Raw genomic sequence first — 19,364 nt, 5'->3', positions numbered from 1 at the left:
CAGGAGAATGAAATGGCAGTTCCAAGCAGAAAAACTTCAAGGTCAAGAAGAGGTAAAAGAAGAAGCCACGATGCTTTGACAGTTCCTCAATATACTACGTGCCCCCAGTGTCAGGAACCAAAACTTCCTCACAGGGTATGCAGGCATTGCGGCTTCTATAAAGGCAAAGAAGTAGTAAAGATCGAAGAGACAGCTTCTTAAACCTTAATGCTGGCATTTTAATATGATTGCCGTTGACGCAATGGGGGGGGATTTTGCACCCCATGCAGTCGTCGCAGGAGCATGTGAAGCAGCAAGGGATTTTGGCATTAAAGTCGCTCTTGTGGGCAGAAGAGAAAAAATACTTGGGCACATCCCTGAGCGTGGAGTACCCAAATCTCTTATCGAGATAGTCCATTCGAATGATGTCGTAACGATGGATGATATCCCATCCGAGTCTTATTACAAAAAACCGGATTCTTCGCTTAGCGTCGGTTTATCAATGGTGCGCGACAACAAAGCCGATGCCTTTGTGAGCGCAGGCAACACCGGTGCGCTTATGTATTCAGCAATAAACACAATAAAGCTCATCCCGGGGATAATAAGACCTTCCATAACAACACGCATTCCGACCTCAAAAGGTTACTGCCTGCTTTTAGACAGCGGAGCCAATGTGGACTGCAAACCGCAGTGGCTTTTGCAGTTTGCCATTATGGGACATATCTACTCTGCGCAGATTCTCGGCAAGGGAAACCCGTCCATAGGACTTTTAAGCAACGGCACCGAGAAAACCAAGGGGAACAGGCTTGTGCAGGAAACGTATGAGCTTATTGCAGGGACGAGTTTAAACTTTATCGGGAATATCGAACCTTCTGATGTTTTTGCCGGCAAAGCTGATATCGTTGTTGCCGACGGATTTGTGGGAAATATTTTTTTAAAATCATTGGAAGGCTTTGGGAACACCTGCATAAACATGTTCAGGAATGAGTCTTCTCACGGGGTTTTAAATAAAATAGGTTCTTACTTTGTAAAGTCTGCTGTCGGGAATACAGTAGACAGGCTGGATTTTGCCAACTATGGCGGCTCCCCACTTCTCGGACTCAATGGGATCTGCGTTGTCTGTCACGGAAGGTCTTCTGCAACAGCTATAAAGAATGCGATTCGCGCAGCAAATGATTTTTCCTCAAAAAACTTCAATAAGCTGCTTGTTGACGAGATTACAAGGATTCAGGAAGAGCAGACAGAGGCCCCTTCCGGGAAAAAAGGCTTATGGGCAAATATAGTAAGAGCTTTCCGCAAGGGAAGGGAGAAATAAGATACAACATTTTCTACGAGAGGCACTCTTTACACAAATACCCTGTCCACTCTTTTTGAGACTCCACAAAGTACCTCATAGGGGATAGTTCCAAGTTTTGCCGCAATGTCGTCTGCTGTTATAGTTTCTTTCCCCTGTGTTCCTATGATTACAGCTTCATCCCCTTCTGCCGCGCCATTAATATGTGTTACATCCACCATGGTCTGGTCCATGCAGATTCTTCCAGTTATTGGGGCGCGTTTTCCCCGTATCAGCACTTCCCCGCAGTTTGAAAGTCCGCGGTTTAGTCCGTCAGCATAGCCGCATGCAATCGTCGCTATTTTCATTTTTTTGGGAGCAGTGAATGTCCTGCCATAGCTTATCGATGTGCCTCTCTTAACTTCTTTTACGAAGATCACCCTTGTCTTAAGCGTCATGACCGGCTTAAGGTTTAGCCTGCTGTCATTTATTTTTCCGGGCTGGTATCCATAGAGCATTAACCCTATTCTTGATAAATCTGAAAAAGATTTGGGATGCTGGATGAGGGCTCCGCTGTTTGTCGAATGAGCTTTTGATTTTTTGAAATCAGGCATTATTGCATCAACTGTCTTCCGAAAAAGCTCAATCTGCATTGACGTATAAAGCTTATCAGATGATTCAGATTCTGCAAAATGCGTCATTATTCCTTCAAGCCTGATATTGGGCAAAGTTTTTATAAAGCTAACGAAGGTCTGCGCCTCATCCGGAGATATACCGAGCCTTCCCATGCCGGTTTCAATTTCAATATGAACAGGGATTATCTTCTTTTGTCTCTTTCCCTCTTTATCTAATTTTACAGCAATCTTCTTTGTGAGAAGTACCGGAGTCACATTATATTGGACGGCAGATTCCACTTCCTCTTCTGTTATCCCTCCGAATATGAGAACCTCTTTGGAGATTCCTGCTTCCCTCAACTCCTGAGCTTCTTTAAGATAGGCTACACCGAAAATATCGATATCTTTTTTTTCAAGATGTCTGGACACTTGAACTGCACCATGTCCATAGGCATTAGCTTTTACGACAGCGAGAACTTCACCGCCTTGAGGGATGAGCCCTTGAACCTGTTTTAAATTATTCCCAAGTGCCTTTAAGTCTATCTCAGCGATTGTAGGGCTTTTAACAGATTCCATGAGACTGATATCCTTTTAAGTATTGAGGTGAAAAGCAGGGGTAAACGAAGGTCAGTGATATTCATCCCTTCCTAAGTTTTCAAAGCTCGTACAATAACCTAGAAAAGCTAAATTGACTTCGCCAGTAGGGCCGTGTCTCTGTTTCCTGATGAGTATTTCTGCCACATTCAGGTTTTCATTTTTCTCATTCAGGGGGTCTTCCCTGTAAATAAAAGCTACTACATCAGCATCCTGCTCTATTGCCCCTGATTCCCTTAAGTCCGCAAGTATCGGACGCTTGTCGGTCCTGCCTTCGGGGGCACGGTTTAACTGCGATAACGCTATAACAGGGACTGAAAGTTCTTTTGCCAGACCTTTTAAAGAGCGTGATATGTCTGATATCTCCTGCTGACGGTTCTCATAGCGCCTGCTTCCCCTCATTAGCTGGAGATAATCCACTATTATGAGATCTACGCCGGAAAGATTTCTGAGCCTCTGGGCTTTTGCCCTGAGCTCAACTATCGATATTCCGGGTGTATCGTCAATGTAGATTTTGGTGTGTAAAAGTATGCCTCCGGAAGTAGTCAGTTTAGCCCAGTGTTCATTGCCAAGATAGCCGCTCCTGAGTTTATGGCTGTCAACCTTTGCATGAGAGCAGAGCATCCTTATGGCAAGCTGCTCTGCCGACATCTCAAGGCTGAATACAAGCACCTTGGTTCCATTATTAACGGCTGAGTACTGGGCAATATTCATTGCAAAAGCTGTTTTTCCCATTCCCGGTCTTCCGGCTATAATGACAAGGTCTGAAGGGTGAAGTCCTGCTGTTTTCTCATCAAACTCTTTGAAACCTGTCTCAATCCCGGTAATGCGTCCTTTATTTTTGTGAAGGTTCTCGATGGCTTTGAAAGTAGCGGGTATTATTTTATCTATAGGGACAGGACCCTGGGATATACTTTTTTGAGTTATATCTAAAATGTTTCTCTCTGCGGAATTAAGTATATCAGTTACATCTTTCTCACCTTCATAACATGAGGACTGCAATTCTATGGATGAACTTAAGAGCTGTCTTAGGATGGATTTTTCTTTTACAATCTTTGCATAATATTCAATGTTGGCGCTTGTAGGGACTGTATCGAGCAGAGATGATAGATAGGTTATCCCCCCTGCGCTTTCCAGCTGATTTTTTCTTTCCAGCGAATCTTTTACGGTGACAAGATCGATGGGAACACCTGTCCTCTCGAGTTCTGTCATTGCCTGAAATATTATCTGGTGGGATTTTTTATAAAAATCGGCGTCTGAGATCAGTTCCAGGCAGTTATATATCTTGGCATTATCAAGCAATATTCCCCCCAGCACTGATTTTTCCGCATCTATGCTGTGCGGCGGTATTTTCAGTGCTGACTTTTCAACTGCTTCCATAAGCGGGGGAGAAAGATTAAATTTCTTTATCTTTGTCTTTTACTACCCAGACCTTGATCTCTGCCGTTACTTCGGAGTGAAGCTTTACCGGTACCATGTAAACGCCAAGGGCCTTTATCGGTTCTTCGAGGATTATGTCTTTCCTGTCGAAATTGTGTCCCTCTGCATTCAAAACCTCTGCAATATCTATATTTGTAACCGAGCCGTAAAGCTTGTCACCTTCACCGGCATGCCTTACGACAGTAACTGATATTTTTTTCAGTTTGTCGGCTATGTCCATGGCCTGTTTTTTCTTTTTCTCTTCCCTCTTTAATCCTATCTTATTTTCTTCTTCAGAGATTTTAAGATTATTAGCTGTAGCGAGAACTGCATAGTTATTGGGAATGAGATAGTTTCTTCCGTATCCATTACGTACGGTTAAAAGTTGTCCTTTTTTCCCGAGTTTATCTACATCCTGCTTTAAAAGAATTTTCATTTTCTGATACCCCTTCTTTCTTTATCTATTTGCTCACAGTAAAAGGCAGTAATGCTATGAAACGTGCACGTTTTATTGCCACAGTGAGCGTCCTCTGGTGTGCAGCGCAGTTTCCTGAGATCCTGCGTGGAATCACTTTGCCTCGTTCAGTTAAAAAGTTTTTGAGCTTTTTAAAATCTTTATAGTCAATATCCAGGTTGTTTGCACAAAAGCTGCAGAATCTTTTCTGTTGGACTAATTTTCTTTTCCCTTTTTTCTTTGCAGTTATAGCCATTCCTTCTCCCTAAGTTTTTTCAGTTAAAACGGTACATCTTCATCAGATGCATCAAAAGGCTCATCAGCGTTCTCCGCCGCATCTGTCTGACGTTCTCCGCCGCGCGGCAGAAGCAATATGTCTGAAGCCTCTACGTATATCTTAATTCTTTCTTTTCCTTCATTGTCGGTCCAGCGGTTTTCCCTTAATCTTCCATCGACAAGGATCGGGGAACCTTTCTTCACGTACTGATTGCATATCTCAGCAAGCTTCCTCCATGCATTTACCTCGAGGAACAAAACCTCTTCTTTTTTTTCGCCTTCCTTCGTGTTGTATGTCCTGTTTATCGCAACACTGAAGCGTACTTTGGCTACCCCTGACGGTGTGTAGGTCAATTCAGGGTCCTTCGTGAGGTTGCCTGCTATAGTTACCTTGTTAAAACCTTTCATGCTGTGAATCCCTCTTGATGGTTGCCTCCGCTTTCATTTGACCGTGATGCGTCCGGAAGTATCCTTGGTTTTCTGAAAGGTTTGGGGTCTATCCTGATTGTCATTGCGCGCAACACTGATTCATTTATCCTTAATATCCTGTCCAGTTCTTTTACAAGAGTCTGGTCAGCATTGAAATTCAGGAGGATGTAATAACCTTCTTCCTGCTTTTGTATCATGTAGGAAAGCTTCCTTACACCCCATTTATCAACACTTATCATAGTGCCATTAAATTTCTGAACAAGCTGTTCTATCTTATCAAGGATTTCTTTTTCTACCGTTAGTAAATCAGCGGTCTGTTTTAAGATTATGGTTGTTTCATAGACTTTCACCTAATGTTTTCCTCCGTTTTTCTTTTGTTATAATGATTCATTGCTTTTACTTCTCCTTCTGCCAGTATAGAACAAACAGCTTCACTTGCCCGTTTCGATGCATTTTCTGCACATTCTTTTTCTTCATCATCAAAAGAGGAAAGGACATGGTCAACCACGCTATTATTCTGAGAAGTCTTCTGAGAAGTCTTCTGAGAAGGTTTTCCAATGCCGACTCTTATTCTCAAAAAATCTCTTGAATGTAAAGAGCTAATTATTGATTTAAGCCCATTATGTCCTCCGTCTCCCCCTCCTTTTTTTATTCTGACGGTTCCGAGCTCTAAATCAAGATCATCATGTATTACTATAATATCTTCTATGCCTGCACTGTAATTTGAGAAGAAAAAGTTTACAGCTTTTCCGCTTGCGTTTACAAAAGTCAGGGGCTTGATAAGAATTACGTCTTCCCCTGCTAACCTTGCCTTGCTCCAAACCGCAAGAGTGCTTCTTTTAAAACTGCTTTTGCATCTGTCTTTCAAAAGGTCAATGACCTTCCAGCCTATGTTATGTCTTGTATCCCTGTACTCTTCCCCGGGATTCCCTATGCCCACTATAAGTTTCAAAGGCCGTCAGCCAAAAGGTATTTATTTTTTATCTTTATCTTTTGAATCTTTTTCCTTTGGAGCTTTTTCGTCAGCGGCAGGAGCAGCTTTTCCTTCAGCAGCTTCAGCACCCGCTGCAACTTCTTCCGCAGCAGCCTCAGCTGGTGCTGCTGTGACTTCCTCACGCGGCAGAACAATGGAAACTATGGCGGTAGTTCCTTCTTCTACTATCTTATAATCTTCTCCGGTCGGAATATCTGCCACATGGATAGTTTCATTCAATCCGAGACCAGTTACATCAATTGATATCTTTTCCGGTATTGCTCCGGGCAATGATTCAATCTCAAGCTCCCTGTGAATCAGGTTAAGTAAGCCGCCGTCCTCAATAATTCCTTTGCTTTTACCAATTATCTCAACCGGAACTTTTACTTTTATCTTCTTGGTCATGTCGATTTTCAGGAAATCAGCATGGACTATTGTATCCAAGACAGGGTCTCTTTGAAGCTCTTTCAATATGGCATGTGAATTTGGGTTTGTCCCGTCAAACTCGATCTCTACGATAGGGTGCTCTGAATGGCTTTTTGATATAATCTGAAGCAATAACTTTGTGTTAACCTGCAATGGGAGAGATTTTTCACCCCCATGCATATTTGCAGGAATAAGACCATTGCTTCTAAGTTTTTTTGAAAATTCTTTTCCTGTTTTTTCTCTTATTGCGGCTTTTAATGTTGCTATCTGCATGCTGTTTCCCTTTAAATGAATAGTGAACTGACTGAATCTCCTACATGAATATTCTTAATTGCTTGTCCCAGAAGACTTGCGACTGAAAGCACCTTTATCTTTTCAAGTCTCTTTTCCGGAGAAAGCTCGATAGTGTTGGTTGCTATTAACTCTTCAAGCGCTGAATTCTGTATCCTTTCTATTGCAGGACCTGAGAGTACCGGATGAGTACAACAGGCAAAGACCCGGCTGGCATTATTTTTCTTCAATGCCTCTACTGCCTGAATAAGCGTTCCTGCGGTGTCTATTATATCATCCACGATTATGACATCGCGGTTTGCTACATCGCCTATTATGTTCATTGCTTTTGACACATTGGGAGCATCCCGCCTTTTGTCTATTATGGCAAGCGAGGCATTTATCTTTTTTGCTATAGACCTTGCCCTTTCCACGCCGCCTGCATCCGGCGAAATAACCACAAGTGAATTGAACGTCTTGGTTTTCAAATAGTCAACTATGACAGGTGCCGAGAACAGATGGTCAACAGGTATGTTGAAAAACCCCTGTATCTGACCTGCGTGAAGATCCATTGCCAGCACCCTATGTGCGCCAGCGGCGTGAATAAGGTCTGCCACGAGCTTGGCTGTGATCGGGACTCTTGGCATTACCTTCCTGTCCTGTCTTGCATAACAGAAATAGGGGATAACTGCGGTTATCCTGTCTGCTGATGCCCTCTTCAAAGCATCTATCATTATCAGAAGTTCCATTAAATGAGTGTTGGCCGGATTAGAGCCTGATTGTATGAGGAATACATCCTTTCCCCTTACATTCTCATTTATCTGGACATGTATCTCGCCATCGCTGAATACTCCTACGAAAGCATCTCCAAGGGGAACACCTACGGATTTGCAAATCTCCTCTGAAAGTGAGCGGTTTGAGTTTCCACAGAATATTTTAATTTTTTCATTCATAGTTTTATATAAATTCCATTTATGTGTTTTTTGGGGCGGGAGGATTCGAACCTCCGAATGCAGGATCCAAATTCCTGAGTCTTACCGCTTGACGACGCCCCAGCAGAAAATTCAATTTATCCGGATAATTTTAATAATTTGGAAAACCTTATCCGGGACTAAGCTGTCTGGACCTCCTTTTTAAGAACTTCTCTGTTATATTCTTCAAGTATCCTGTCTTCAATTTTTTTCCTTGTATCGCTGTTAAGCGGATGTGCAAGGTCTTTGAATGTTCCATCTTTTTTCTTACGGCTCGGCATTGCAACGAAGAGCCCTGTTTTTCCATTTATGATTTTAAGATCCCGCACTATAAAACAGTCATCAAAAATAATTGTCACATAAGCCTTAAGCTTTTCCTCTTCAACAGGGAATATTTTTACCTCGGTTACGTCCATTGGTGACTCCTCTGTTTTTTAAAAAAGTTATTATGTTAACGCCTTTGCCAAATAAACCTTATTATATCTGCCTGCAGCGCTCCTATAAACTTTTTCACCTTCTTCTCTTGAACTGAAAACACCAAAAACAGACGACCCGCTTCCAGCCATAAGGGATGCTACGGCGCCATTCTCGGCAAGGTAACTCTTAATCCGTTTAAGTTCCGGGTGCCTTTCAAATGTCACAGCTTCAAGATCATTATGCATATGCTCCGTCCACTTCGGGGATACTTTTTCGGAGGCAAGCAAACGAAGGAAGTTATTAATATCTTTGTCCTTTTTTGTCAATGCTAAATTTAAATGTTCGTACACATACTTGGTACTGACATGAAGGTTAGGGTTAATAATAACAAGCCAGATTTCGGAGCAAATTTGTACAGGTTTTACAATATCTCCTATGCCGCCTATCAGTGATGGCGACTCCTCTATAAAAAAAGGAATGTCCGCTCCGATTGTTTTTCCCAGTCCTTTTAGTTCATTTTTTGACAGCCCCAGATCCCATAATCTGTTTAGGGTAATAAAGGCAGTTGCGGCATCACTGCTTCCTCCGCCAAGCCCTGCGCCAGAGGGTATCTGTTTATTTATTTTTATTGTTATTCCGGCTGTTACAGAATAAGTTTTTTGAATCAGTTCTGCTGCTTTATAGACTAAATTATCTTTTCCTGACGGGATCTCTGCGCTGTCGGCAGATACCTCGATTCTGGGGTTTTCTGTCACTCTAAAGCTTAACTCGTCATAGATGTTTACAGGTACCATTATTGACGAGATGTCGTGATAACCGTCTTCTCTTTTGAAATTAATGTAAAGGCAGAGATTGACCTTTGCCGGGGATTTTACTTTTTCAATTGTTGTTTTCATTTAATCTTCATTGATGCTCATTTATATTTATTGAAGACATTTATTGAATCTCTTCAATCTCAAGGTTTAATGGGTTTGCAAGGGTAAACGTTTCATCAGGGATTTCAGGATTTACGGTTAGTTCTTCAATCGTTATCTCAAATGATTTTATCCCTTCATGATTGATAAATGAGATATCTTTTCCATTATATAAAATAGATTCTTCCTCTCCGGTTTCTTTATTGTGAAACATTGTCTTTTCTAAATCTAATGTGGCGGTGCTGAAAAAGTAGGTTGTTTCATTTTCTCCGGTTGTGCTCTCGGTAATTTTATAAAATCCGCTATTACCGGAGATATCAGCAGATTTTATATTTTCCACATTAGCAATGTGTCTTCCTGAAACTATATCAACCAGGTCATTACTTTTCACCGTTATTCCTGTCACCCGTGAAAGGATTTTTTCAGGAGGTGCGCTTTTAAGAATTCTTGAGGCTTTAAAATCTGTGAGATATGAAGCTTCGCTGTCACCTGATACAATTATGATTGGTTTGCCAAAAGAGGACATAATCTCTATGTGATGGAAAGCAGGGCGTTTAAGAAGCATGGCAATCCTGAATTTGACTCTCTTCTCTTTTACTAATGCCTCCCCCTTACCATATATTTTTAAGCTATTAATTGCCGGGCTGTTTTTTTCAGAAATCCTGCCAAGCAGTTCCGCTTCAGAGCTAACCGGTATCGCTTCTCTTATCACCACCTTTTTTGCCGCACACCCTGATATTATGAATGTTGAGGTAAAGAGGACCACTACAACAATCAATAATTTATTTAAATTAAACACGCCGCACTTTCTGTTGGAATGAAATTGGGAATGTACAATCAGATGGTCAAGGTGTCAAGATAATGAGGGGATACTCGCTACTATCTTAGAAGTAAAGGTTGCCATCTGAATAAAATAGCAAAATTATAATTACCCTGCCATACTCCTGTCAGTGCCATGCCGTACTATAAGAAAAAGTTATTACAATTATTTTATTAACTGATTGTTTTATGGATAAATATTATCAAGTTCTTGAGGTTGAGCGGGGCGCTACAAAGGAAGAGATAAAACTATTTTAACTACGGCTAAATAACGTGAGGCAGGTCAATATATATTATTGAAGATGGCAGAAAACTGAAAGATGGCAAATAAAGATTTGTTTATCAGTGGGAGATACATAATTGAATACAGTGGAAAACGTTGCCACTTTTCAAGCAGAGGATATTCCTATGCAATAAGATATTTTCAAAATGGAGTATTTGTTGAACTGGACAGGGGTTGCTCAGACAAAGAAAAATATGATGTATTAAAATCCAGAATTAAAGTTATTCAAAAAGCTCCAAGAGAGTCACTTGATAATCTTGTATTTTGGGGGGAGTTCTTTCAGGCAAAACATAATCTTAAGTGATGTATTATTTCAATCTGATCTGCCCCGGCTCTCTTGGAAGAGAGAGTTCAGATTAATGAAATAAGGTGTAGTCACTTCTTTTCAGGAGATTTATGCAATGTATTTAGAGTTGATGAACAATATCATTAAAATAATAACGATATAATTACACTGCCATACTCCTGTCAGTAAGGTGTCGTATTATAAGAAAAAGTTGCTACAAATATTTTCTTAACTGATTGTTTAATGGATAAATATTATCAAATTCTTGAGGTTGAGTGGGGTGCTACAAAGGAAGAGATAAAACTTTCTTACCGGGACCTAATTAGAGTCTGGCATCCAGATCGTTTTGAAAATGATAAAAGATTAAGGCTAAAGGCTGAAGAGAAGACAAAAAAAATAAACGAGGCTTATGAAAAAATATCTTGTTACAGATATGAGGAACATGCTTCTGAAACTGAACCTGTATATGAAGAAGAGTCTTCTGGAGATGACACTGATTTTTCTGAAGATGAATCTGAATATAAGGAAGACGTTGCTGAAGATGAGCCAACAGAGAAACAAAATTCCTGGAATGAATATCCCCAGTATAGTGGTTCAATTATGTTATTTATATTACTTCTCTTACAAAAGCTATTTACAATATTATTTTATTTCTTTTGCTCATCTATTATTGGGAGTTCAACAATACTTTTGAGTATTGTTCTGATTGTTGTTTGGCTTTATTCGCGTTTTAAAAGGAGAACCGCATGAAAGATATTAAAGAAAAGTTCAAGGGAACTTCAAAGAATGCCGGCTCAAGACAGGGGTTTAAATTTACCTCTCTCTTGATTATTTTAAACAAAATTGACAGCGGAGAAAAGGTAACTGTGAACTCCATAGTGGAAGATCTCGAAATCGGCGAAAGAACAGTACACCGCTATCTCCAGACTCTTCAGACTGCCGGATTTCCAATATCCTATGAGAGAGAAAAAAAATGCTATACCTTTGACGATGGTTACAGTCTGAAAAAGCCAAATCTTTCTGTTGAGGAAACGCTTGCCTTATCTCTTGCAAGGAATGTGGTTAAAAATTTTGATGAAGGTCTTGAACAAAGCCTCAGCAAACTTGAAACAAGATTGTCTGTTAAAAATTCCGGGCTCACATCACATATTGTTTTAAAACAAGATAAAATTTCTCCAACTGTGGCTTCATATTCGCAGGCTATCAGCCAGGCAATACTGAATTACCAGAAAATAAAGTTCATTTACCGTGCTGTTTCAACTGACGAGGAAAGCATAAGGACAATTGAGCCCGACTATCTTTTATATTACGACGGTTTCTGGAATGTCAGGGGTTACTGCGAAATGGACAAAGATCGGAGATCTTTTGCTCTTGACAGGATGTCATTGCTCGAAATTCTTGAAGACCGTTTCCTTCCCCAAAAAGTTTTCCCCGAGGATGAACTTGCATTTTCATTCGGCAACGTAATCGACGAGAAATCTGTAAACATTGTCCTGTGGTTTAATCCTGAGTGTAAGACACGCCTGCTCAGGAAAAAGTGGCATGATACTCAAATGACGAAAGAGTTAAAGGATGGCAGGGTTGAGATGAGACTTACAGTTAATGGAATCCGGGAAATCAAAAAGTGGATCTATGGCTGGATACCCCATGTTGAGGTTATAGAACCAAAGGAACTTAAAAAGGAAGTAACCTGTGAACTTAAGGAAGCGCTTAAAAAGAATCTGTAAATAGTAACTTTAGAATAGAGGAGAACTAAATAACCATAATGGATTTTGTACACCTTCATAACCATACAGATTACAGTCTTTTTGACGGGATGATAAAGCTTGATAATCTGATTGATACGGCAATTTTCTATAAGATGCCTGCCGTTGCCATAACTGACCATGGAAATATGTTTGGTGCGTTAAAGTTTTATAAAAAATGCAGGGAGAAAGGAATTAAGCCCATCATCGGATGCGAGGTTTATATTGCTGATGAAGGTGTGAGCGAGCATCATCTCCTGCTTCTTGCAAAGAACACGGTCGGCTATCAGAATCTTATGAAACTTGTCTCTGCCGGATATACGGAGGGCTTCTGTTGCAATCCGCGGATAGACAAGGAACTGCTTGCAAGTCATACTGACGGACTTATTGGAATGTCGGCATGTTTAAAGGGTGAGATTCCTTCGCTTCTTCTGGCAGGGAAGATCTACGCAGTGGAAGAGGCAGCTCAATTCTATAATAATGTTTTTGAAGATGGGGACTTCTACATAGAGATTATGGACAACGGAACGGAAAGTCAGGCTGATGCAAATAGACTTCTTGTGAAGTTTGGGAAAAGGCTTTCAATTCCCATAGTTGCGACTAATAACAGTCATTATATAAAACCCGAAGATGCCCGTTCACGTGAAGTTCTGAAGTGCATTAACACAAAGAGCATCATGAAAAATAAGGATAGGTTGAATCTCCAGACTGGGGAACTCTATTTTAAATCTCCACGCGAAATGGCAAAGTCATTCAGAGATTATGATGATGCCTTGCGCAACACCGTTGAGATCGCTGAAAAGTGCAATCTTCAAATTGAGTTTGGGAAATCATTTCTTCCTATTTTTGAACCGCTGGAGGCTTTACCTCAAAAACAATATCTTGAAAAACTTGTCATGGAAGGTTTTGAAAAAAGATTCGCTGCACTTACTGAGGTTTCAGAAGTGAAAGAGGAACTTTCTGCAAAAAAGCAGGAATATTCTGACAGAGTCAGGATGGAGCTTGATGTAATTGAGAAACATGGGGCTACCGGTTACTTTCTTTTAATCTGGGACATCATAAATCATGCAAAAAAGAATCGCATTCCAGCAGGACCCGGCAGAGGTTCGACTACAGGGAGCCTTACATCTTATTGCCTTGGAATTTCCGATATTGATCCAATCCGGTATGGTCTGATTTTTGAAAGATTTCTTAATCCCAACGAGAATAGCATGCCAGATATAGATATTGATTTCTGCGAGACTCGAAGAGAAGAGATGTTTGCCTATCTGAAAAATAAATACGGCTCTGAAAACGTGGGGCATATAAGCACCTTCATTACCATGAAGGCAAAAGGTGTTGTAAGGGATGTGGGAAGGGTATTGGGAATGTCTTATGATGAGGTTGATACCATTGCAAAGCTTATTCCCAATGAGCTCAATATAACACTTAAAAGGGCGTTAGAGATTGAGCCGCGACTTAAGATTCTCATTAAAGCGAAAGAGAATATAAAAGACCTTTTTGAAATTGCCATGAAGCTCGAAGGTTTGAACAGGCAGATATCATCTCATGCTTCAGGCATAGTTATATCTCCAGAGCCGCTTGTGAATGTTATTCCCCTTGCACTTTGCATTGATCAGGAACAGGGAAATCAGAAAAATGATGAAAAGAATAACATCGAATCCCTGACTCAGTATGGAATAAAAGATATAGAATCCATTGGGCTCCTCAATCTTGATTTTTTAGGTCTTAAGGTCTTAACGGTACTCCACAAGGCGGTAACGCTTATTAAAAAGACAAGGGGAATCGACCTTCAGCTCGTCCTGATTCCACTTGATGATGCTGATGTTTATATTTTTCTTTCTGAGGGGAATACTACCGGGATATTCCAGCTTGAAAGTTTCGGGATGCGGGATTTGCTGAGGAAGATTAAGCCTTCAGTCTTTGAAGACATTGCTGCATTGATAGCCATTTATCGTCCTGGCCCTCTGGAAAGCGGAATCGTTGACGACTTCATTGAAGTTAAACATGGCAGGAAGCAGCCAAAGTACGAGCATCCTCTCCTTGCTGACATACTTAAAGAAACCTATGGGGTAATACTTTATCAGGAACAGATAATGAAGATAGCCAATGTGCTGAGCGGATTTTCACTTGCCGAAGCTAATATATTCAGAAAGACATTGGCAAAAAAGGATCCGGCTCCTATATCTGCGCAGGCTAATAAATTTGTTGATGGTGCTGTCGCAAAAGGAATCAGGAAAGAAGTTGCCCAGAGTATATTCAACTTGTTAGAGAAGGCGTCAGGTTACAGTTTTAACAGGTCACACAGCGTTGCCTATGCAATGTTAACCTACCGCACTGCTTATCTTAAGGTTCATTATCCTCAGGAGTTCATGGAGTCCCTTACGCGACAAGATAAGTAACACCGACAAGCTTGTGAAATATATTGACGAATGCAAAGAGATTGTAATAACTGTTTATCAATTTAATGAAACAGGTTATAATGTAAAAATAACTATAATAGTATTTCAAGGAGATTATAGAATGAATTTGTATAAAGAAGTTGAAAGTATATGGGAATCTAATTGGGAATCTAATTTTGATGAGAGATTAAATGATTGGCTGAAACGTATTAAAAATGCATCAGATCTCTTAAAGGGCAGAGGGAGGAAAGAATATAGAAACTCGTATCCATTGAGACTTTACTCATCAGTTAGTGGCGCGAAAGATTTAACTTTTTCTCTTAGGTTTTGTGGAAGAGAAATTGCAAAATTAAATCTTCAAAGTAATCCTCCTCAACTAGAAATTACTAAAGAACATATAAAACATAATAATAACTTTGGATTTAAAGAAATAGATAAACCCAAATCTGATTACAACATGGATCACGTTGACATCAAAAAAATTAGAAAATATTACAAGACGTATATAGACGAGAAAGGATGGCACAATATTAAAACAGGGAAACCTGAACACGTAATTGAATCAAGATTAATAGAAGCAATAGAGAGAAAAAAAAATATTAAGATAGGTGTGGAACGTTTTCCTAATATTAGGTTAGTAAAACTATTAGATTTCCCATTCCAGATGCCTTTACCTATTTCCGCCAGTAAGGGGCGACCGAAGAAAGCTGATGGGCATATTGATATTCTTGCACGTTGGGGGCACTCAGGAAAACCTAAGATTGCAATTCTTGAACTTAAGAAGCCTGATCTAAATCTGACACAAACAAAGGAAGCAATTAAGCAGCTTTATATTTATGCAGTTACGTTGCTTTTCTGGCTTCGTTCATCGCATGGGGAGAGTTTATACAAGTTTTTAGGTTATAACTTTAGTGTTCAATTGCCAAAAAAAAATCAAATAAAAGCAGTTCTCACAATATGTGAAAATGACAAGAAGCAATTGGAAGAAGCTATAAAAAGTATAGATAAGAATGAATTGCCATGTAAATTTAATAAAGTTAGTTTGCTGAAAAATGATTCAATTAAGTTTTATGTTTCTTACTATAAGATTGATAGTTCCAATAATGGACATCTAAAACTTTTAGAGCCTCAAGAATTAGATCTTTAGTGGTATACTAAAAACTCTGAGTAGAGCTTATAAAAAAAGCATAATTCTTTGACATCTGGGATTTTAATTACCCACTGCCATACTGCTGTCCGTGGTCTCTCCTATATTAGATTTAGCGCAAATAATAAGATACATTTCTTAAAAAAAGGAGAGAGCTATGGAGAGCAAGTTATTGAAAGACAGAATTGGTAGGGTAATTGGGAAAATTGAACAGCAATCTCCAACAAGGCTCATTATACGGGATGCTCATTGGACAATTAAGGGCTGGTATGAAATTGATAAGAACACAACACGCGATTCCAGAGGGAAGCTTATAGGAACCGGAAATCTGTTAACAATGCTTCTTTAAAGTTTTCTGTTATAATCAATCTTATTTATGAATATTACAATTCACCGTGGCACACATGAAATAGGCGGCTCCTGTGTTGAGATCTCAAGCGGGGAGAGCAGGATTGTCATTGATATAGGCATGCCTCTCGTTCAAAAGTCGGGAGAGAGATTTGAGTTCAGAGATTACGAGAAGCTGACAGCACAGGAGCTGGTAAAAGAAAAGATTCTCCCTGATATAAAGGGAATCTACAAATTTGATGGAAATGACAAACCTGTTGATGGCATGCTTATTTCTCATCCTCATATTGATCATTACGGGTTCTTCCGCTATCTGCACGACGACATCCCATATTATCTTGGCGAAGGGACAAGAAAGATCATTGATTTGACAGGTATCTTACTTGGGTTAAGCGGAAGCATAAAGAGTTGCAGATATCTTAAAAGCGGATCAAAAATCAAGATAGGGAATTTCACAGTGACTCCCTTCCTTATGGATCATTCTGCATTTGATGCCTATGCTTTTCTCATTGAGATTGAGGGGAAAAAAGTCATCTATTCCGGAGATTTCAGAGAACATGGCAGGAAAGTTAAAGCATTCCATTACTTTCTTAAGAATGTGCCTAAAGATATTGATGCCCTTCTGCTGGAAGGAACTATGATTGGTCATGAAAGCAAAGCAACTAAAACGGAAGAGGATATAGAGAAAGAAATAGTAAAAGTCCTGAACAGGACAACCACATTAGTATCTGGCATTTCAACTTCCCAGAACATTGACAGGCTCGTGTCATTCTTCAAAGCGGCTCTCAGGACTAAAAGGCTTTTTGTCATTGATGTATATACTGCCAATGTACTTTCAGAAATAGCGAGCCCTAAAATTCCTCATCCTTCTAAGGAATATCCAAACATAAGAGTCTATTTTCCCCACTCTATATGTAACAGGCTTGAAAAGTCAGACAGGAAGGACCTGATGTATAAGTTCACTGATTTTAAGATAACGAAAGAAGAAATTTCAGATAATTTGGGAAAAGTCCTGATGATGATAAGGATGTCAATGGTCTCTGACCTTAAGAGGATTAAAGGTATTGAAAAATCGACTGTCATTTACTCCATGTGGGATGGTTATCTCAAAGAAAAATCATCAAAAAAGTTTCTTGAGTTTGTGGAAGAAAAAGAAATAAGCTTCATTAAATTACACACCAGCGGTCATGCCGATATTAAAACATTACAAAAGGTAGTGAACAAGATCAAGCCGAAAATGATTATTCCCATACACACATTCAGTCCGGAGAAATATAGTGAGATTTTCCCGGGTGTAAATGTTTTCGAAGCATCTGACGGAACAGGAATAACGATTTAACATTCATTTTGCATTTCCTCGCTAAATTAAAATCTTTCTATTAAATCACATTGCCAGAGTGTTGTCAGGACGCTCTCATATATTATTTTTATTTATAGGATTTCATGAAAAACATTATTAAGAATTCTAAGAAAAAGATTTACCTTAAATGGATATGCCCAGATTGTGGTAAAAATACTCCCATTAGAGAGAAGTCCTGTATAAACTGCGGGTCTGATATTTCTTCAATGATCTTGCCGGAAGGATATTCAAATAGAGATAGCAAAGCGGTTAATTTGAGAAGTGTTAAGACTGTTGAAAAATTAATAAATCGTGGGAAATCCTATTTTCAAAAAGGAGATGATGACTCCATAAGCTTGGCCATCAGGGACTTCACAAAGGCGATAAATCTGGACCAGCAAAATTCTTATGCCTTCTATTTGCTGGGGATTGCCAAATTTGTGAGCGGCAATATAGATATGCCCATAATCTATCTTACCAAGTCTATAAAACTGAATCCAAAAAATTCTTATGCATTTTATTTTAGAGGGCAAGCGTATAACTCCCCTTTTCAATTCGACTATGATTTAGCAACCAAGGACTTTACTAAGGCAATAAAATTTACTCCCAGATATTATGCTATTTATTCCCGAGGCCATGCGTATGTTAGTAAAGGTGACTATGATTTAGCAATTAAGGATTTTACAACAGCGATAAAGATGATTCCGAAAAACGCTGATCCATTTTATTGGCGAGGATGCGCTTATTCCCGCAAGGGTAACTACGATCCAGCAATCAGGGATTTCACAAGGGCAATAATACTGACTTTCAAAAAAGATAGGACTCTTCATAGCATTTTTCAGAGTCGTGGAGAAGGTTATGCCTGCAAAGGTGACTATGATTCAGCAATCAAGGATTTTACAAGGGCGCTAAAGTTTGAGCCGGCAAATACATCTATTTTCATGGATCGTGGGAAGGCTTATTCTGATAAAGGTGACTACGATTCAGCAATTAAGGATTTCACAAAGATTATCAACGATGATGATTTTGATAAGACTGAATCAAAATATTTTCGTGCGATTGCATATAGCAAGAAAGGAGATTACGATTCAGCCATTAATGACTTTAGTTATGCGATAGACCTGGAACAGCTTAGAGTTAAGTTTATATATAAATTTGATAGATCTGATTATAAATCACGCAGAAGAGAACTTGCCCGGTTTTTTTATAATAGAGGATTGATTTATAGTCTTAAAGGGGAGCGTTCTTTAGCTATCAAGGACTTTAAGAGTGCTATTAAATTAGATTCTAAAAAATATAAAACAGAATTGAAACAGGAAATAGAGAAGTTAAAATCCGCATCATAATTATACCACTGAATAAAATCTTTTTCATTTAATCACACTGCCATAGAGTTGTCAGTACACCCTTCTATATTAACTCCACTATGGAAAATCAAAGAACAGAAATCTTGAAAATCGGTATTGTGGGAAGCAGGAGACGTAACTCGCCGGAAGATAAACACCTTATTCGTGAAAAACTTTTTTATTTTCTTCAGGTCTACAAGGAAAGCAAGCTTGTGCTTGTTTCCGGCGGCTGTCCTGATGGAGCAGACAAGTTTGCTGAAGAACTGGCCTTAGAGCTTAATCTTAAGATCATCATTCATTATCCTGACAAATCTAAAATTGACAAAAGTGATAGGTGGTCATCTACAAAAGCGAACTATGCCAGGAACAAACTTATTGCTGATGATTCTGACATTCTTATTGCTGTCGTAGCGCCTGACAGGAAAGGCGGTACCGAGAACACTATCAAATATTATGAAAAGTTCGGAAAGAAGAGACTTGTTTTAATTTGAAAGATGAGATGCCAGATGAGCTGATACAAACCCCATGAGCAAACCTATACAATATTACGCTTAATTCTGGATTAGAGACAGAAGAAAAATAAAAAGGTCAGCACTTCATAGATAGTAATTCGGATTGTGAATAACCAAGATGGGGGTAT

23 protein-coding genes and 1 tRNA gene are annotated in these 19,364 nt (G+C 39.4%); 11 read left to right on the top strand and 13 right to left on the bottom strand.

Annotated elements, in window-relative coordinates; all coding sequences use genetic code 11:
- Window positions 1-12: 12 nt before the first annotated feature.
- Both rpmF and plsX read left to right on the top strand, forming a co-directional pair.
- Window positions 13-201 (top strand): 50S ribosomal protein L32, encoded by a 189-nt coding sequence (rpmF, locus tag HZA77_09325; GenBank protein ID MBI5375624.1) that lies wholly within the window; start codon window positions 13-15, stop codon window positions 199-201.
- Between the two features lie 22 nt (window positions 202-223).
- Window positions 224-1,294 carry a phosphate acyltransferase PlsX gene (gene plsX, locus HZA77_09320; protein ID MBI5375623.1) on the top strand — a complete coding sequence of 357 codons (1,071 nt, stop codon included), beginning with the start codon at window positions 224-226 and terminating at the stop codon, window positions 1,292-1,294.
- 29 nt (window positions 1,295-1,323) lie between these two features.
- Here plsX and alr read toward each other — a convergent pair whose 3' ends face one another.
- The 13 genes from alr to HZA77_09255 all read right to left on the bottom strand — a co-directional run bounded on the left by alr (window position 1,324) and on the right by HZA77_09255 (window position 9,808).
- The gene (gene alr / locus HZA77_09315) at window positions 1,324-2,442 is read right to left on the bottom strand and encodes an alanine racemase (protein ID MBI5375622.1); all 1,119 of its coding nucleotides are present in this window, start codon (window positions 2,440-2,442) and stop codon (window positions 1,324-1,326) included.
- Between the two features lie 51 nt (window positions 2,443-2,493).
- Window positions 2,494-3,840: a replicative DNA helicase gene (dnaB, locus tag HZA77_09310; GenBank protein ID MBI5375621.1), complete on the bottom strand. Its 1,347-nt coding sequence runs from the start codon at window positions 3,838-3,840 to the stop codon at window positions 2,494-2,496.
- Window positions 3,841-3,856: 16 nt separating this feature from the next.
- Window positions 3,857-4,315 carry a 50S ribosomal protein L9 gene (locus HZA77_09305; protein ID MBI5375620.1) on the bottom strand — a complete coding sequence of 153 codons (459 nt, stop codon included), beginning with the start codon at window positions 4,313-4,315 and terminating at the stop codon, window positions 3,857-3,859.
- Between the two features lie 25 nt (window positions 4,316-4,340).
- A complete protein-coding gene (locus HZA77_09300; protein MBI5375619.1) occupies window positions 4,341-4,589 on the bottom strand; it encodes a 30S ribosomal protein S18 in 249 nt (82 codons plus the stop codon).
- Window positions 4,590-4,612: 23 nt separating this feature from the next.
- Window positions 4,613-5,017, bottom strand: a complete 405-nt coding sequence (gene ssb / locus HZA77_09295) for a single-stranded DNA-binding protein (protein ID MBI5375618.1) — start codon at window positions 5,015-5,017, stop codon at window positions 4,613-4,615.
- Window positions 5,014-5,388 (bottom strand): 30S ribosomal protein S6, encoded by a 375-nt coding sequence (gene rpsF / locus HZA77_09290; protein ID MBI5375617.1) that lies wholly within the window; start codon window positions 5,386-5,388, stop codon window positions 5,014-5,016. Before rpsF ends, ssb begins: the two co-directional genes overlap by 4 nt.
- A complete protein-coding gene (locus tag HZA77_09285; GenBank protein MBI5375616.1) occupies window positions 5,385-5,990 on the bottom strand; it encodes an aminoacyl-tRNA hydrolase in 606 nt (201 codons plus the stop codon). Before HZA77_09285 ends, rpsF begins: the two co-directional genes overlap by 4 nt.
- A gap of 21 nt (window positions 5,991-6,011) precedes the next feature.
- A complete protein-coding gene (locus HZA77_09280; GenBank protein ID MBI5375615.1) occupies window positions 6,012-6,710 on the bottom strand; it encodes a 50S ribosomal protein L25 in 699 nt (232 codons plus the stop codon).
- 11 nt (window positions 6,711-6,721) lie between these two features.
- Window positions 6,722-7,660: a ribose-phosphate pyrophosphokinase gene (locus HZA77_09275; protein MBI5375614.1), complete on the bottom strand. Its 939-nt coding sequence runs from the start codon at window positions 7,658-7,660 to the stop codon at window positions 6,722-6,724.
- A 30-nt stretch (window positions 7,661-7,690) separates the two neighbouring features.
- A tRNA-Gln gene (locus HZA77_09270) sits at window positions 7,691-7,762 on the bottom strand.
- Window positions 7,763-7,818: 56 nt separating this feature from the next.
- Window positions 7,819-8,094 (bottom strand): septation regulator SpoVG, encoded by a 276-nt coding sequence (gene spoVG, locus HZA77_09265; protein ID MBI5375613.1) that lies wholly within the window; start codon window positions 8,092-8,094, stop codon window positions 7,819-7,821.
- A gap of 30 nt (window positions 8,095-8,124) precedes the next feature.
- Complete coding sequence (locus HZA77_09260; GenBank protein MBI5375612.1) at window positions 8,125-8,991, bottom strand: 4-(cytidine 5'-diphospho)-2-C-methyl-D-erythritol kinase; 867 nt, start codon at window positions 8,989-8,991, stop codon at window positions 8,125-8,127.
- 40 nt (window positions 8,992-9,031) lie between these two features.
- Window positions 9,032-9,808, bottom strand: a complete 777-nt coding sequence (locus HZA77_09255; protein ID MBI5375611.1) for a hypothetical protein — start codon at window positions 9,806-9,808, stop codon at window positions 9,032-9,034.
- Window positions 9,809-10,148: 340 nt separating this feature from the next.
- Here HZA77_09255 and HZA77_09250 point away from each other — a divergent pair, with 340 nt between their 5' ends.
- The 9 genes from HZA77_09250 to HZA77_09210 all read left to right on the top strand — a co-directional run bounded on the left by HZA77_09250 (window position 10,149) and on the right by HZA77_09210 (window position 19,215).
- Window positions 10,149-10,415 (top strand): hypothetical protein, encoded by a 267-nt coding sequence (locus HZA77_09250; GenBank protein ID MBI5375610.1) that lies wholly within the window; start codon window positions 10,149-10,151, stop codon window positions 10,413-10,415.
- Between the two features lie 225 nt (window positions 10,416-10,640).
- Complete coding sequence (locus HZA77_09245) at window positions 10,641-11,147, top strand: DnaJ domain-containing protein (protein MBI5375609.1); 507 nt, start codon at window positions 10,641-10,643, stop codon at window positions 11,145-11,147.
- Window positions 11,144-12,124, top strand: a complete 981-nt coding sequence (locus HZA77_09240) for a WYL domain-containing protein (GenBank protein MBI5375608.1) — start codon at window positions 11,144-11,146, stop codon at window positions 12,122-12,124. The genes HZA77_09245 and HZA77_09240 overlap by 4 nt, the downstream gene beginning before the upstream one ends.
- A gap of 38 nt (window positions 12,125-12,162) precedes the next feature.
- Entirely contained in the window at window positions 12,163-14,544 is a 2,382-nt protein-coding gene (gene dnaE / locus HZA77_09235) for a DNA polymerase III subunit alpha (GenBank protein ID MBI5375607.1), read from the top strand.
- A gap of 13 nt (window positions 14,545-14,557) precedes the next feature.
- Window positions 14,558-15,691: a hypothetical protein gene (locus HZA77_09230; GenBank protein ID MBI5375606.1), complete on the top strand. Its 1,134-nt coding sequence runs from the start codon at window positions 14,558-14,560 to the stop codon at window positions 15,689-15,691.
- A 157-nt stretch (window positions 15,692-15,848) separates the two neighbouring features.
- Window positions 15,849-16,040 (top strand): hypothetical protein, encoded by a 192-nt coding sequence (locus HZA77_09225; GenBank protein MBI5375605.1) that lies wholly within the window; start codon window positions 15,849-15,851, stop codon window positions 16,038-16,040.
- Window positions 16,041-16,067: 27 nt separating this feature from the next.
- The gene (locus tag HZA77_09220) at window positions 16,068-17,378 is read left to right on the top strand and encodes an MBL fold metallo-hydrolase (GenBank protein MBI5375604.1); all 1,311 of its coding nucleotides are present in this window, start codon (window positions 16,068-16,070) and stop codon (window positions 17,376-17,378) included.
- 104 nt (window positions 17,379-17,482) lie between these two features.
- Window positions 17,483-18,724 carry a tetratricopeptide repeat protein gene (locus HZA77_09215; protein MBI5375603.1) on the top strand — a complete coding sequence of 414 codons (1,242 nt, stop codon included), beginning with the start codon at window positions 17,483-17,485 and terminating at the stop codon, window positions 18,722-18,724.
- Window positions 18,725-18,828: 104 nt separating this feature from the next.
- Window positions 18,829-19,215, top strand: a complete 387-nt coding sequence (locus HZA77_09210) for a hypothetical protein (GenBank protein ID MBI5375602.1) — start codon at window positions 18,829-18,831, stop codon at window positions 19,213-19,215.
- The last annotated feature ends 149 nt before the right edge of the window (window positions 19,216-19,364 follow it).

This window comes from Candidatus Schekmanbacteria bacterium, assembly GCA_016219965.1.
In the GTDB taxonomy this organism is placed as follows: Bacteria; Schekmanbacteria; GWA2-38-11; order GWA2-38-11; family J061; genus JACRJM01.
This window is presented reverse-complemented; position numbering and strand designations above follow the sequence as displayed.

Bases quoted from the DNA above. Each gene is read 5' to 3' on its own strand.
- HZA77_09220 (MBI5375604.1), top strand. From the start codon at position 16,068: ATGAATATTACAATTCACCGTGGCACACATGAAATAGGCGGCTCCTGT.
- HZA77_09260 (MBI5375612.1), bottom strand. From the start codon at position 8,991: ATGAAAACAACAATTGAAAAAGTAAAATCCCCGGCAAAGGTCAATCTC.
- dnaB (MBI5375621.1), bottom strand. From the start codon at position 3,840: ATGGAAGCAGTTGAAAAGTCAGCACTGAAAATACCGCCGCACAGCATA.
- ssb (MBI5375618.1), bottom strand. From the start codon at position 5,017: ATGAAAGGTTTTAACAAGGTAACTATAGCAGGCAACCTCACGAAGGAC.
- alr (MBI5375622.1), bottom strand. From the start codon at position 2,442: ATGGAATCTGTTAAAAGCCCTACAATCGCTGAGATAGACTTAAAGGCA.
- spoVG (MBI5375613.1), bottom strand. From the start codon at position 8,094: ATGGACGTAACCGAGGTAAAAATATTCCCTGTTGAAGAGGAAAAGCTT.
- dnaE (MBI5375607.1), top strand. From the start codon at position 12,163: ATGGATTTTGTACACCTTCATAACCATACAGATTACAGTCTTTTTGAC.
- HZA77_09245 (MBI5375609.1), top strand. From the start codon at position 10,641: ATGGATAAATATTATCAAATTCTTGAGGTTGAGTGGGGTGCTACAAAG.
- HZA77_09250 (MBI5375610.1), top strand. From the start codon at position 10,149: ATGGCAAATAAAGATTTGTTTATCAGTGGGAGATACATAATTGAATAC.
- rpmF (MBI5375624.1), top strand. From the start codon at position 13: ATGGCAGTTCCAAGCAGAAAAACTTCAAGGTCAAGAAGAGGTAAAAGA.
- HZA77_09275 (MBI5375614.1), bottom strand. From the start codon at position 7,660: ATGAATGAAAAAATTAAAATATTCTGTGGAAACTCAAACCGCTCACTT.
- HZA77_09305 (MBI5375620.1), bottom strand. From the start codon at position 4,315: ATGAAAATTCTTTTAAAGCAGGATGTAGATAAACTCGGGAAAAAAGGA.
- HZA77_09300 (MBI5375619.1), bottom strand. From the start codon at position 4,589: ATGGCTATAACTGCAAAGAAAAAAGGGAAAAGAAAATTAGTCCAACAG.
- plsX (MBI5375623.1), top strand. From the start codon at position 224: ATGATTGCCGTTGACGCAATGGGGGGGGATTTTGCACCCCATGCAGTC.
- HZA77_09240 (MBI5375608.1), top strand. From the start codon at position 11,144: ATGAAAGATATTAAAGAAAAGTTCAAGGGAACTTCAAAGAATGCCGGC.
- HZA77_09280 (MBI5375615.1), bottom strand. From the start codon at position 6,710: ATGCAGATAGCAACATTAAAAGCCGCAATAAGAGAAAAAACAGGAAAA.
- HZA77_09215 (MBI5375603.1), top strand. From the start codon at position 17,483: ATGAAAAACATTATTAAGAATTCTAAGAAAAAGATTTACCTTAAATGG.
- HZA77_09225 (MBI5375605.1), top strand. From the start codon at position 15,849: ATGGAGAGCAAGTTATTGAAAGACAGAATTGGTAGGGTAATTGGGAAA.